The organism is Pseudomonas sp. BIGb0164 (assembly GCF_024810135.1).
Classification (GTDB): Bacteria; Pseudomonadota; Gammaproteobacteria; order Pseudomonadales; family Pseudomonadaceae; genus Aquipseudomonas.
In genome coordinates this window covers 285166-299262 of record NZ_JANUEA010000011.1, presented here as the reverse complement: position 1 = coordinate 299262, position 14097 = coordinate 285166, and the positions used below count along the sequence as shown (strand labels likewise).

10 protein-coding genes are annotated in these 14097 nt (G+C 59.8%); 5 read left to right on the top strand and 5 right to left on the bottom strand.

The features are described from left to right. Positions 1 to 60 precede the first annotated feature (60 nt). The 5 genes from pgi to M2394_RS26970 all read left to right on the top strand — a co-directional run bounded on the left by pgi (position 61) and on the right by M2394_RS26970 (position 8748). Positions 61 to 1725, top strand: coding sequence for a glucose-6-phosphate isomerase (gene pgi, locus M2394_RS26990; protein WP_176998415.1), 1665 nt, complete (start codon positions 61 to 63; stop codon positions 1723 to 1725). 123 nt (positions 1726 to 1848) lie between these two features. Continuing rightward, positions 1849 to 3786 carry an acetate--CoA ligase gene (gene acs / locus M2394_RS26985; protein WP_259175178.1) on the top strand — a complete coding sequence of 646 codons (1938 nt, stop codon included), beginning with the start codon at positions 1849 to 1851 and terminating at the stop codon, positions 3784 to 3786. A gap of 16 nt (positions 3787 to 3802) precedes the next feature. Continuing rightward, a complete protein-coding gene (locus tag M2394_RS26980; RefSeq protein ID WP_178919554.1) occupies positions 3803 to 4672 on the top strand; it encodes an oxygenase MpaB family protein in 870 nt (289 codons plus the stop codon). A 56-nt stretch (positions 4673 to 4728) separates the two neighbouring features. Next, positions 4729 to 5745 carry a class I SAM-dependent rRNA methyltransferase gene (locus M2394_RS26975; protein WP_259175177.1) on the top strand — a complete coding sequence of 339 codons (1017 nt, stop codon included), beginning with the start codon at positions 4729 to 4731 and terminating at the stop codon, positions 5743 to 5745. Between the two features lie 87 nt (positions 5746 to 5832). After that, the gene (locus M2394_RS26970) at positions 5833 to 8748 is read left to right on the top strand and encodes a DUF748 domain-containing protein (RefSeq protein ID WP_259175176.1); all 2916 of its coding nucleotides are present in this window, start codon (positions 5833 to 5835) and stop codon (positions 8746 to 8748) included. Between the two features lie 295 nt (positions 8749 to 9043). On the opposite strand, the gene M2394_RS26965 is transcribed toward M2394_RS26970, so the two are convergent. The 5 genes from M2394_RS26965 to rbfA form a co-directional block, all read right to left on the bottom strand. Then, positions 9044 to 9664: a BON domain-containing protein gene (locus M2394_RS26965; RefSeq protein ID WP_178919551.1), complete on the bottom strand. Its 621-nt coding sequence runs from the start codon at positions 9662 to 9664 to the stop codon at positions 9044 to 9046. A 295-nt stretch (positions 9665 to 9959) separates the two neighbouring features. After that, positions 9960 to 12065, bottom strand: a complete 2106-nt coding sequence (gene pnp, locus M2394_RS26960; protein ID WP_178919550.1) for a polyribonucleotide nucleotidyltransferase — start codon at positions 12063 to 12065, stop codon at positions 9960 to 9962. Between the two features lie 196 nt (positions 12066 to 12261). After that, positions 12262 to 12531 (bottom strand): 30S ribosomal protein S15, encoded by a 270-nt coding sequence (rpsO, locus tag M2394_RS26955; RefSeq protein ID WP_003177875.1) that lies wholly within the window; start codon positions 12529 to 12531, stop codon positions 12262 to 12264. A gap of 115 nt (positions 12532 to 12646) precedes the next feature. After that, a complete protein-coding gene (gene truB, locus M2394_RS26950) occupies positions 12647 to 13564 on the bottom strand; it encodes a tRNA pseudouridine(55) synthase TruB (RefSeq protein WP_176998421.1) in 918 nt (305 codons plus the stop codon). A gap of 3 nt (positions 13565 to 13567) precedes the next feature. Beyond that, on the bottom strand, positions 13568 to 13963 hold the full coding sequence (rbfA, locus tag M2394_RS26945; protein ID WP_016973761.1) for a 30S ribosome-binding factor RbfA: 396 nt from the start codon (positions 13961 to 13963) through the stop codon (positions 13568 to 13570). Positions 13964 to 14097 lie beyond the last annotated feature (134 nt).

Here is a 14097-nt window from a genome sequence, read left to right as displayed (position 1 = left end):
ACGTTCCGGACTTTGAAGTGTCCTAAAGGCAGTCCCCGTAATAAAAGGAAACCCGCAGCGATGGCGTACTACCGCACTCCTCATGACGTTACCGCTCTGCCCGCCTGGCAAGCGCTCAATCAACATCGCCAAGCCATGCAGGATTTCAGCATGCGCGAAGCGTTCAATGCCGATCCTCAGCGTTTCTCCCAGTTCACCTTGAGCAGCTGCGGACTTTTCCTCGATTACTCGAAAAACCTGATCACCAGCGAAACCCGCGACTTGCTGGTGGGTTTGGCCAAGGAAGTCGGTCTTAAAGATGCGATTAACTCGCTGTATGCAGGCGAGCCGGTCAACTCTTCCGAGGGCCGCCCTGCCCTGCACACCGCCTTGCGCCGCCCAGTGGGCGACAAGCTGTCGGTCAACGGCGTGAACATCATGCCGGACGTGCACAAGGTGCTGAACCAGATCACTGACTTGGTCGGCCGTATCCACGACGGCCTGTGGCGTGGCTACACCGAGAAGCCGATCACCGACGTGGTGAACATCGGCATCGGTGGTTCGTTCCTCGGCCCGGAGCTGGTGTCCGAAGCGCTGTTGTCCTACGCCCATAAAGGCGTGCGCTGCCACTACCTGGCGAACATCGACGGCAGTGAGTTCCACGAGCTGACCATGAAGCTGCGCGCCGAGACCACGCTGTTCATCGTCTCGTCGAAATCCTTCAACACCCTGGAAACCCTGAAGAACGCCCAGGCCGCCCGTGCCTGGTACCTGGCCCAGGGTGGCTCGGAAGCCGAGCTGTACCGCCACTTCATCGCGGTATCGAGCAACAACGCCGCGGCCGTGGCGTTCGGTATCCGCGAAGAAAACATCTTCCCGATGTGGGACTGGGTTGGCGGCCGTTACTCGCTGTGGTCGGCCATCGGCTTGCCCATCGCGCTGGCCATCGGCATGTCCAACTTCAAGGAGCTGCTGTCCGGTGCCTACACCATGGACCAGCACTTCCAGAACGCGCCGTTCGAACAGAACATGCCCGTACTGCTGGGCCTGCTGGGCGTGTGGTACGGCAACTTCTGGGGCGCGCAGAGCCACGCGATCCTGCCGTACGACCACTACCTGCGTAACATCACCAAGCACCTGCAACAACTGGACATGGAATCCAACGGCAAGAGCGTGCGCCAGGACGGCACGCCCGTGTCCACCGATACCGGCCCGGTGATCTGGGGCGGCGTCGGCTGCAACGGCCAGCACGCGTACCACCAGTTGCTGCACCAAGGGACCCAACTGATCCCGGCCGACTTCATCGTGCCGATCGTCAGCTTCAACCCGGTCTCTGACCACCACCAGTGGCTGTACGCCAACTGCCTGTCCCAGAGCCAGGCGCTGATGCTCGGCAAGACCCGCGCCGAAGCCGAAGCCGAGTTGCGCGACAAGGGCATCCCGGAAGCCGAAGTGCAGAAGCTGGCCCCGCACAAGGTGATCCCGGGCAACCGTCCGAGCAACACTCTGGTGGTTGAGCGCATCAGCCCGCGTCGCTTGGGCGCACTGGTCGCCATGTATGAACACAAAGTGTTTGTGCAGAGCGTGATCTGGGGTATCAACGCCTTCGACCAATGGGGTGTGGAGCTGGGTAAAGAGCTGGGCAAAGGCGTGTACAACCGCCTGACCGGCGCCGAAGAAACCTCGGCTGAGGACGCTTCGACCCAGGGCCTGATCAACTACTTCCGTGGTCGTCACCGCGGCTAAGGGATCGGCACTACACTGATGGTCTGAAATGGCGGGAGCACACCGCCCTGTGTAGGAGCCGGCTTGCCGGCTCCTACACAGGGCGCTCCCCTCTTGTCCCTAAAACAAGAATAAGGACCGCTCATGTTCGATATCAGCTCGTTTCCCACCGCCGATGCCGTCCGCCGAGCTGCGCAGCTCAGCCAAGAGGACTACAAGCGCCTCTATCACCAATCCATCGAACAGCCCGACACCTTCTGGGCCGAACAGGCCAAGGGCTTCCTCGACTGGATCAAACCCTGGCACACCGTTCAACGTTCGGACATCAAGACCGGCGCAGCGCAATGGTTTGCCGGTGGCCAACTGAACGTCAGTTACAACTGCATCGACCGTCACCTGGCACAACGTGCCGATCAACCGGCCTTCATCTGGGAAGGCGATGACCCGACAACATCATCCAAAATCACCTACCGCCAACTGCACCAAAACGTATGCCGCCTCGCCAATGTGCTGAAAAGCCGTGGCGTGAAGAAAGGCGACCGCGTGTGCATCTATATGCCAATGATTCCGGAAGCAGCCTACGCGATGCTGGCCTGTACGCGTATTGGTGCGGTGCATTCCGTGGTGTTTGGCGGGTTCTCGCCCGACGCCTTGCGCGACCGCATTCTCGACGCCGACTGCCGCACCGTGATCACCGCCGATGAAGGCGTGCGCGGCGGCAAGCCGGTGGCGCTGAAACAGAACGTCGACAAGGCACTGACCAGTTGCCCGAATGTGAGCACCGTACTGGTGGTGGAGCGCACCGGGGCGGCCGTCGGCTGGAGCGAAGGCCGCGACCTCAAGTATCAGCCCGCCGTGGAGGCGGCGAGCGACGACTGCCCGCCCGAGCCAATGGACGCCGAAGACCCGCTGTTCATCCTCTACACCTCCGGCAGCACCGGCAAACCCAAGGGCGTGCTGCACACCACCGGTGGCTATCTTCTGCAGGCGGCGATGACCTTCAAGTACGTGCTCGACTACCGCGACGGCGAAGTGTTCTGGTGCACCGCCGACGTGGGCTGGGTCACCGGCCACAGCTATATCGTGTACGGCCCGCTGGCCAATGGCGCCACCTCGCTGATGTTCGAAGGCGTGCCCAGCTACCCGGACAGCTCGCGCTTCTGGCAAGTGATCGACAAACACCAGGTGAACATCTTCTACACCGCGCCCACCGCCTTGCGCGCCTTGATGCGTGAGGGCCACGGCCCGCTGGAAAACACTTCCCGTGCAAGCCTGCGGCTGTTGGGCAGCGTCGGTGAACCGATCAACCCGGAAGCCTGGGACTGGTATTTCAATGCCGTGGGCGAGCAGCGTTGCCCCATTGTCGACACCTGGTGGCAGACCGAGACGGGCGGCATCATGCTCAGCCCCTTGGTCAGCGCACAGCGCATCAAGCCCGGTTGCGCCACCCAACCGATGTTCGGCGTGCAGCCGGTGCTGTTGGATGAGCACGGCAAGGTGCTGCACGGGGCTGGCAGCGGCGTATTGGCGATCAAGGCCAGTTGGCCCGGGCAGATCCGCAGTGTCTACGGCGACCCGCAGCGCATGATCGATACCTACTTCAAGCCCTACCCCGGCTACTACTTCACCGGCGATGGCGCTCGCCGCGATGAGGACGGCGACTACTGGATCACCGGGCGCATCGATGATGTGATCAACGTGTCCGGCCACCGTATCGGCACCGCCGAAGTGGAAAGCGCACTGGTGCTGCACGACCAGGTCGCTGAGGCCGCAGTGGTGGGTTACCCCCATGACGTCAAAGGCCAGGGCATCTATGCCTTCGTCACCCCCATGAATGGCGTAGAACCCAGCGACACACTGAAAAAACACCTGCTGGAACTGGTCAGCAAGGAAATCGGCAGCTTTGCCAAGCCGGAACTGATCCAATGGGCGCCAGCCCTGCCAAAAACCCGCTCCGGCAAGATCATGCGGCGTATCTTGCGCAAGATCGCCTGCAACGAACTCGACAGCCTGGGCGACACCTCGACCCTGGCCGACCCGAGCGTGGTGGACGGCCTGATCGACAAACGCCTGAACCGATAGGAACCCTTGAGTCGCCATGGAATTTATCCGCAGCCGTATCGAAACCCAGTTGATGAGCCTCACCGGCTTGTCACTGGGCCAACTGGACCTGGAAAACCCCAAGGGCGATCCTGGCCTGTTCGGGCCCGACTCGGTGAGCTGGCAAGTGCATGGCGACTTCAGCAGCATGTTGATCGGCGGCATCAGCGCCTTGATGTTGCAAGCCTTGCACCCACTGGCCCTGGCGGGTGTGTGGGACCATTCGAATTTCCGCCAGGACATGCTCGGGCGTTTGCGGCGCACCTCGCAGTTCATCTCCGGCACCACCTTCGGCTCCCGCAAAGACGCCGAATGGCTGATCGAAAAAGTGCGCACCATTCACTTGCAAGTGGTCGGCCACGCACCGGATGGGCGACCTTACGCGGCCAGCGACCCAGAGTTGCTGACCTGGGTGCACGTGGCGGAAGTCAGCAATTTTCTGGCGGCGCACCTGCGCTATCGCAACCCTCATCTCTCGGGGCGGGATCAGGACCGCTACTACAGCGAAATCGCCTTGGTGGCTGAACGCCTGGGCGCGCGGCATGTTCCCCGTTCACGGCAGGACGTTTCGGATTATCTGGAGCGTATCCGCCCTCAACTGTTGTGCGATGAGCGCAGTCGCGAAGTGTTGCGCCTGCTGGTCAATGCGCCCGCCCCTAGCACCCTGGCCAAGCCCTTTGGCAGCTTGATGATGCAGGCCGGGATCGATCTGCTGCCGGAATGGGCGAGCACCCTGCTCGAACAGCACCAAAGCCCGTTGCAGCGCCAGATGATCCGCGCCGGGGTAAAACGCAGTGCGCCACTGCTGCGCTGGGCCATGCGCAATGGTTCAGTGCAGCGCGCCCATCGGCGGATGGGGTTGATGTAGGCAACGCCGCATAACTGTTAAACTTCGCGCCCTCTTTTCCCAGCAAGGCGCGCTCCATGTCTCCTCTGAATCAGGCGCTGCGCGCCGCCCTCGACTATCGCCAAGACCTGATCAACGAGCTGCACGCCCAAGGCACCGACTGCTACCGGTTGTTCCACGGCAGCCAGGAGGGCGCTGGAGGCCTGACCATCGACCGCTATGGCCCGCAACTGCTGGTGCAAAGCTTCCACCAGTCGCTGGAAACCGCCGACCTGCTGGACCTGCATCAACTGATCAATCAGTACATGGGCCTGGAATTGTTGCTGGTCTACAACGACCGCTCCCGTGGCAATTCGCGGATCGACCGTGAAGACACGGTGTACCGCGCCGAACCCGCGGCCTTGGAGGACCTGGTCGGCCAGGAGTGGGGCCTCAACTACCGTGTGCGCGGTCGGCATGCCGGGCAAGACCCGCTGCTGTTCCTCGACTTGCGCAACACGCGCGGCTGGGTCAAGGCCCACAGCGCCGGCAAGAGCGTGCTGAACTTGTTTGCCTACACCTGCGGCGTGGGCTTGAGCGCGGCAGCCGGGGGCGCCCGCGAGGTGTGCAACCTGGACTTTGCCGAGGGCAACCTGGCGGTCGGGCGCGAAAACGGCCTGTTGAACCCGCAATTGCCCACCATGGAATTCGTGCAGTCCGACTACTTCCCGGCGATTCGCCAATTGGCGGGGCTGCCGATCACTCAGCGGCGCGGCCAGAAGTTGCCGAGCTACCCGCGCCTGGAGCAGCGTCAATACGACCTGGTACTGCTCGACCCTCCGGCCTGGGCCAAGAGCGCCTTCGGCACCGTTGACCTGTTGCGCGACTACCAGAGCCTGCTCAAGCCGGCATTGCTGGCCACCGCCGACGACGGCGTGCTGATCTGCTGCAACAACCTGGCGAAGGTCAGCATGGATGACTGGCGTGAACAGGTACTGCGCTGCGCCGAAAAAGCCGGTCGACCGGTCCGCGAGTGGACCGTCATGACACCGGGCGCCGACTTCCCGTCCCGTGACCAGCAGCCGCCGTTGAAAACCCTGATCCTGCAACTGTAGGAGTTATCCCAACGGAGCCTGTTCTTCGGAACCGAAAACCCGTGCCATACTCCAAGGCACTCTCGTTCGACACAGATGGCGTCACCCATGCCCAAAGGATTGATTCGCGCCGTCGGCGCCTTGTTGACTGCTCTGGCTCTGTACAGCTTGCTGGGCTTTTTGATTTTGCCCGGCATTGCGCTTCGCATCGCCAACCAACAGTTGGCCCATTACGCTACCGTGCCCGCGCGCATCGAGCGCATCGAGCTCAACCCGTTCAGCCTGGAGCTGACCGTGTGGGGCCTGCAAATCGGTGAACCCGGCAAGGAACAAGTCGGCTTCGAACGCCTTTACGCCAACCTGCAGATCGACAGCCTCTGGACCCGCGCCCTGCACCTGGCAGACGTCGAGTTGGACAAACCCAAGACCGAGCTGCTGTTCGACAAGTCGGGCCAACTGAACCTGGCGCAACTGTTCAAGCTGCCGCCGAGCGAGCCGACCCCGGCCGATCCCAACGCCAAACCATTCCCGCTGCGCATCGAGCGCATCAAGCTGGCGAGCGGCTATGTGCATTTCCAGGATCTGCGTCCCAGCGAGCCGATCGAATTCCTCTACGACAAACTCGACTTCGAGCTGAAAAACCTCAGCACCCTGCCCGAAGACAACGCCGACATGACGTTGGTGGCCGCAGGCCCTGAAGGCGGGCAAATCGACTGGAAAGGCAATTTCAGCCTGGTGCCGATCATGTCCGAGGGCACCCTGAAAGTCACCGATGGCAAGATGAAAGCCTGGTGGCCGTATGTACGTGATGCCTTGCCGCTGGTGCTTGAAGACGGTGTATTGAATTTCAGCACCGACTATAAGTTCAGCCTGGCCAAAGAGACCGAACTCAACCTGACCAACACCGCAGCGAGCATCGCGCCGTTTGCAATCAAGGCCCCGGACGGGCGGCCGTTGGCGCGTCTGGAGCGCCTGGACGTCAGCGAAACCACGGTTGACCTGGCCAAGCAGCAGGTGGTGGTCGGCAAGATCCGCAGCAACAAGCTCGAAACCTGGGCCGCCCGCGAGGCCGATGGGCAACTGGACTGGCAGAAGCTGTTTGCCAGTCAACCGAGTAAACCGGCCAAGGCGGAACCCGCCACCGCACCGGCCACCGCTGACTCGCCCAAACCTGAACCTGCCGCGCCGAGCAAACCCTGGCAGGTGCTGCTCAAAGACGTACAGCTGCGCAATTATCAGGTGCACCTGGCCGACCGCCAGGTCAAACCTGCCGTCGCGCTGGAACTGGGCCCGCTGAATGTCGATGTACAGAACTTCGACAGCCTCAACCAGAGCCCCTTCACCTTGAAGGTCGACACCGGCCTGGGCAAGCAAGGCAAGATCCTCGCGACCGGCGAAGTGAACCTCAACCCGATCAGCGCCAAGCTGAAAGTGAACACCCAGGACATCGACCTGCGGGTTGCCCAGTCCTATATCAGCCCGTTCATTCGCCTGGAACTGCGCAGCGGCATGTTGGGCAGCAACCTGGATGTGAACCTCAAAAGCGCGGACCCGCTGAAACTGCAGGTCACCGGCCGTGCGCAAGTCGATCAATTGCATACCCTGGACACCCTCAAGACCCGCGACTTCGTCAAATGGCAGCGTCTGGTGCTGGAGGGCGTGAACTACCAGCATGGCGACAGCCTGTCGATCGACAAGGTCAACCTGCTGCAACCGTATGCGCGCTTCATGATCAACGACGACCGCACCACCAACGTCGATGACCTGTTGATCCCGCAACCCGCCGACAAAACATCCAAGCCCGCCAGCAAGGAAAAGCCGTTGGGCATTCGCATCGGGCAAATTGCGATCAATGACGGGTCGGCCAACTTTGCCGACTTCAGCCTGACACCCAACTTCGCCACGGCGATCCAACAGCTCAACGGCCAGATCGGCACCATTGACAGTCGCCAGGCCAAGCCGGCCAGCGTCAACATCAACGGCAAGGTGGACCGCTATGCACCCGTGACCATCAAGGGCAGCGTGAACCCGTTCGACCCGATGGCCGCGCTGGATATCGCCACCAGCTTCAAGCGTGTCGAACTGACCACCCTGACCCCCTACTCCGGCAAGTTCGCTGGCTTCCGTATTCGCAAAGGCCGGCTGAACCTCGACCTGCACTATGTGATCACCAAGGGCCAGCTCAAAGCCGAAAACAAAGTGGTGGTCGAGCAACTGCAACTGGGTGAAAAAGTCGACAGCGCGGACGCCGTGGACCTGCCGATTCGCCTGGCCATTGCCTTGCTCAAGGACAGCGATGGCAAGATCTCCATCGAGCTGCCGGTGACCGGCGACTTGAACAACCCGCAATTCAGCGTGATGCCGATTGTGTGGCAGACCCTGCGCAACCTGGTGGTACGTGCCGCTACGGCCCCCTTCAAATTCATTGGTGGGCTGATTTCCGGCGGCGGTGCTGAGGATTTGGGCAACGTGTCCTTCGCTGCAGGTTCCAGCGATTTGAGCAAGGATGCCGAAGGCGCCTTGAACAGCCTGGCCAAAGCCTTGAAAGAACGCCCAGCCTTGCGCCTGGAAATCGAAGGGACCGCAGCCGCCAGCAGCGACGGTCCTTTCCTGGCGGCACAACGCCTGGAGCGTGAATACCAATACAACTACTACAAGATCCTGCAGCGTCGCGGCGATAAAGTCCCGGCCCAGGCCTCGCTGTTGGTCGTACCGGAGAAAGAGAAAGCGCCGTTGCTGGAAGGCATTTATCGCACCCGCCTGAAGCAACAACCGCCAGCAGAGTGGAAAGACCTGAGCAACGACGACCGCTCTGCGAAGCTGCGTGAGGGCGTGATCAAGTTCTGGAGCACCAGTGACGTCTTGCTGCGTCAACTGGGTCAGGACCGCGCCAGCACGATCAAGGACTACTTGGTGGACAAGGGGCAGCTTGAAGATGAACGGGTGTACTTCATTGATGCGAACCTGGGACAGGCGGAGAAAGATGGCCGGGTGGTGACCCCGATGCATCTGGATGCTGAGTAACCTCCTCAGCACCTCATCCAACTGTGGGAGCGGGCTTGCCCGCGAATGCGGTGAATCAGTCGACCCATCGGTTAGCTGACACGACGCTTTCGCGGGCAAGCCCGCTCCCACATGGGATATCTGTTGTGATGAAGTTTTTTTATCCAACCTCAAATAGAACAGGCCCCGACACGAATGCCGGGGCCTGTAATGACCACATCCGTGTGGTCGGTCGCATGAACTCCAGAGGTGCATTGGGTGGATATCTAACTCACCTTAAGCCGCCGCCGTCTAGTTCAAGACGAATCCTTAAGCATTACTCTGCCTTCAGGCCATCGGCCGATACAGCTTTAACGCCTTTGATTTTCTTGGTGATGTTCACCGCGGTGGTTTTCTGGGCTTCAGTGACTGCTACAGCCGAAGACAGGGAAACTACACCTTTGTTGGTTTCGACTTTGATGTCGGTGCCAGGAATGCCTTTCTCGGTTACCAGATCAGCTTTCACTTTGGTGGTGATCCAGGTATCAGAGGTCGACTCTTTAGCGCTGGCAGCGGCGCCCTTGGTCTTGTCGATGCCGTCAGCCTTGGTAGCACCGCCAGCCATCAGGCCATCAGCGGATACGGCGGTTACACCTTTGATTTTCTTGGTGATCGCTACGGCAGTGGCTTTCTGCGAATCAGAGATAGCGACTGTGGACGACAGGGAAACCACGCCTTTGTTGGTTTCAACCTTGATGTCCGAGCCTGGAATGCCTTTCTCGGTCAGCAGATCGGATTTAACTTTGGTGGTGATCCAAGTATCCGAAACGCTTTCTTTAGCCTTGGTCGCTTCACCAGCCGCCAAAGTCATAGGGGCTTGGGAAGTCTGAGCAAAGGCTACGTTAGCACCCATGGCCAGAGTCAGAGCGGTAGCAGTAGCGAGAGCGAACTTCTTCATACGAGTAACTCCTGTTTTATTAAAAGTCCGCAGCACATGAACCTTGATGCTGCAGCGTTAACAGGGATATTGCAGGCAGTGTGCCAAGTCGCGAAAGACATTTAAATCCATATAAATCAATAACTTATAAAAACACGCAATTTTCGAAATCGTGCAACTTGCATGAAGCCCATCGTGCCTGCATGCAAGTTGCGGCTTTTGACTCCGGGTAAATGGCTGATTTCCCTTCACTTTCCCGCTCCCATAAAAAAAGGACCCCGAGGGGTCCTTTTTTCAGCGTGAAGCCTGGGGTTGATTAAACGCCCGACGCCTTGGCTGCTGCGACGTCCTTGATGGACAGCTTGATACGGCCGCGGTTGTCCACGTCCAATACCAGTACTTCGACTTCCTGGCCTTCTTTCAGGATGTCGGTCACTTTCTCAACGCGAGCGTCGCTCAGCATGGAGATGTGAACCAGACCGTCTTTGCCCGGCAGGATGTTCACGAATGCGCCGAAGTCGACGATGCGCTCAACCTTACCGACGTAGATCTTGCCGATCTCGGCCTCAGCGGTGATGCCCAGTACGCGCTGACGTGCAGCTTCAGCCGCTTCCTTGGTTTCGCCGAAGATCTTGATGGAGCCGTCGTCTTCGATATCGATCGAAGCCTTGGTTTCTTCGCAGATCGCACGGATGGTCGCGCCGCCTTTACCGATGACATCACGGATTTTGTCGGTGTCGATTTTCATCGCGATCATGGTCGGAGCATTTTCCGACAGCTCGGTACGGGACTGACCAATGATCTGGTTCATCTGGCCGAGGATGTTCAGGCGCGCTTCCAGGGCTTGGCCCAGGGCGATTTCCATGATCTCTTCGGTGATACCCTTGATCTTGATGTCCATCTGCAGCGCGGTCACACCTTTGGCGGTACCGGCTACTTTGAAGTCCATGTCGCCCAGGTGGTCTTCGTCACCCAGGATGTCGGTCAGGATGGCGAACTTCTCGCCTTCTTTAACCAGGCCCATGGCGATACCGGCAACCGGCGCCTTCATCGGCACACCGGCGTCCATCAGCGCCAGGGAAGCACCGCAAACGGAAGCCATGGAGCTGGAACCGTTGGATTCGGTGATTTCCGACACAACACGAATGGTGTAAGGGAACACGTCAGCAGCAGGCAGCATGGCCTGTACCGAACGGCGCGCCAGACGGCCGTGGCCGATTTCGCGACGACCAGCGCCACCCATGCGACCACACTCGCCCACCGAGAACGGAGGGAAGTTGTAGTGCAGCATGAACGGGTCTTTTTTCTCGCCTTCCAGGGTGTCCAGCAGCTGCGCGTCACGGGCAGTACCCAGGGTCGCGACCACCAGGGCCTGGGTTTCACCACGGGTGAACAGCGCCGAACCGTGAGTCTTCGGCAGAACACCAACTTCGATGTTCAGCGGACGTACGGTGCGGGTGTCGCGGCCGTCGATGCGTGGCTTGCCGTTTACGATGTTTTCGCGAACGGTGCGGTATTCGATCTCGCCGAAAGCCGCTTTGACGTCGCTGGCGGAAGGCTGGCCTTCTTCACCGGACAGCTTGGCCACAACCTGGTCTTTCAGCTCGCCCAGGCGAGCGTAACGGTCGGCCTTGACGGTGATGGTGTAGGCGTCGGAGATGGCAGCGCCGAACTCGGAGCGGATAGCGCCCAGCAGTTCGGTGGCTTCAGCTTGTGGCGCCCAGGTCCAGGTTGGCTTGGCCGCTTCGGCAGCCAGCTCGGTGACAGCCTTGATGACAGCCTGGAACTCGTCGTGGGCGAACAGCACGGCGCCCAGCATCTGGTCTTCGGTCAGCTCTTTGGCTTCCGATTCAACCATCAATACGGCTTCCGACGTACCGGCAACGACCATGTCCAGGCTCGATGCTTTAAGTTGCTCGTAAGTCGGGTTCAGCAGGTAGCCGGTGCTTTCGTGGAACGCAACGCGGGCAGCGCCGATCGGGCCATCGAAAGGAATGCCGGAGATGGCCAGGGCAGCCGAGGTACCGATCATCGCAGCGATGTCCGGATCGGTCTTCTTGCTGGTGGAAACGACGGTGCAGACAACCTGCACTTCGTTCATGAAGCCTTCTGGGAACAGCGGACGGATCGGACGGTCGATCAGTCGGGAAGTCAGGGTTTCTTTCTCGGAAGGACGGCCTTCGCGCTTGAAGAAACCGCCAGGGATCTTACCGGCAGCGTAAGTCTTTTCCTGGTAGTGAACGGACAGAGGGAAGAAGCCTTTGCTCGGGTCAGCGGTCTTGGCGCCAACCACGGTCACCAGAACGGTAACGTCGTCGTCAACGGTAACCAGCACTGCGCCGGAGGCTTGACGGGCGATACGGCCTGTCTCGAGGGTAACGGTCGACTGACCGAACTGGAATTTTTTGATAACCGGGTTCACGGTGTCCTACCTTCTTTGTGGCTCTTGGGGGAACGTGTCTTCTTGCGAAATTCTTGGGCAATGTCGGGAATCGGCCCGAACCAGGTCCAGGGGTAAAACGTGTATCCAGATAAAACTTGAGGCTGGGAGCCTACCATGAGCCAGCGGGAATCCCACTGACACACGGCAGACAACCAACCTCTAGCGCAATCGCTTATTAGCGACGCAGACCCAGGCGACCGATCAGAGTCTGATAACGACCCAGATCCTTGCCTTTCAGGTAGTCCAGCAGCTTACGGCGCTGGTTTACCATGCGGATCAGACCACGACGGGAGTGGTGATCTTTACCGTTGGCCTTGAAGTGACCTTGCAGCTTGTTGATGTTGTGGGTCAGCAGTGCAACTTGCACTTCTGGCGAACCAGTGTCACCAACAGCTTGCTGATAGTCAGCAACGATTTGTGCTTTTTCTTGAACGTCGAGAGCCATGAGGCAATCCTTTTTTCAGGAAACCACCCAAAGGGCAGTTTCAACAGGCCAGGGACAAATCCCTGTATCTAAAAATGAGTGTTGACCGTGCCTGTTAACAGCCACACTCGTTCGGTCATTCTGACCGAATCAGTCGACGTGGCGCGATGCGCCCGTCTTCGCTCACTTCACCGATCCCGATGAAGCGACCATTATGATCCTGTACCCGCACCATGCCGAACTTCGGGGCATCCGGGGCACGTACCGGCTGGCCGTTGAGCCAGTAGAACGCGCTGTGCTCCGAGAAGTGCAGTAATGGCCAATCCAGCAAACCGCTGTCCGATGGCATCAGGAAGCGATCAACCGCTTCATTGCCGCCTTCGGCGTGTACCGCTTCCAACTCTTCCAGCGTGACCGTCTGGGCCAGGGTGAAAGGGCCGGCCTGTGTGCGTCGCAACTCTGCAACGTACGCACCGCAACCAAGATGTTCACCAATATCTTCCACCAGGGTACGGATATAGGTGCCTTTGCTGCAGTCCACGGCCAGACGCGCGGTGTCGCCTTCACAGGCGAGCAATTCCAAGCGCGCAATAGTAACAGAACGCGCTTCGCGCTCCACTACTTCGCCCGCACGTGCCAGCTTGTAAAGGGGTTGCCCATCACGCTTGAGAGCCGAGTACATCGGCGGTATCTGACTGATTTGCCCACGAAAACCGGGTAACGCAGCCTCGATATCAGAGCGACCAACGGTCACGTCGCGAACCTGCAGGACATCACCCTCGGCATCAGCCGTGGTGGTGGTCTTGCCCAGTTGCATCAGGGTTTCGTAACCCTTGTCGGAATCGAGCAGGTATTGCGAGAACTTGGTGGCCTCGCCAAAGCACAACGGCAATACGCCGGTGGCCAGTGGGTCGAGGCTGCCGGTGTGCCCGGCCTTTTCGGCATTGAGCAGCCAGCGAACCTTCTGCAACGCGGCATTGGAGGTGAAGCCAATGGGCTTGTCGAGCAGAATGATGCCGCTGACGTTGCGACGGATACGTTTGACCTGAGCCACCGCTTACTCCTTGGCGTCTTCAGGTGTGGACGGGTGCTGGCTGTCTTCAGCCACGGCGCGCTCGATCAGTGCCGACAGGTGCGCACCACGCACGACGCTTTCGTCGTAGTGGAAGTGCAACTGGGGAACACTGCGCAGCTTCATTTCGCGGGCCAACTGCATGCGCAGGAAACCTGCGGCAGAGTTGAGCACCTTGATGCTTTGCGCGATTTCTTCGCTGCTGTCCTGGCCCATCACGGTGATGAAGATCTTGGCGTGACCCACGTCACGGCTCACTTCTACGGCGGTGATGGTGACCAGGCCAACACGGGGGTCTTTGACTTCGCGACGGATCAGTTGGGCCAGCTCGCGCTGCATCTGATCGCCGATACGCTGGGTACGGCTGTATTCTTTTGCCATGTCTTGTTACCTGTTACTGCCACACGGTGAAACCCGTGGGGTCTGAAAGCGGCAAACGCCCGGCCTGACAAAAGCCAGACCGGGCGTTGCGTTTAGAGTCCGTACGCTGCGCGGGGCATTTGCATGCCCACACG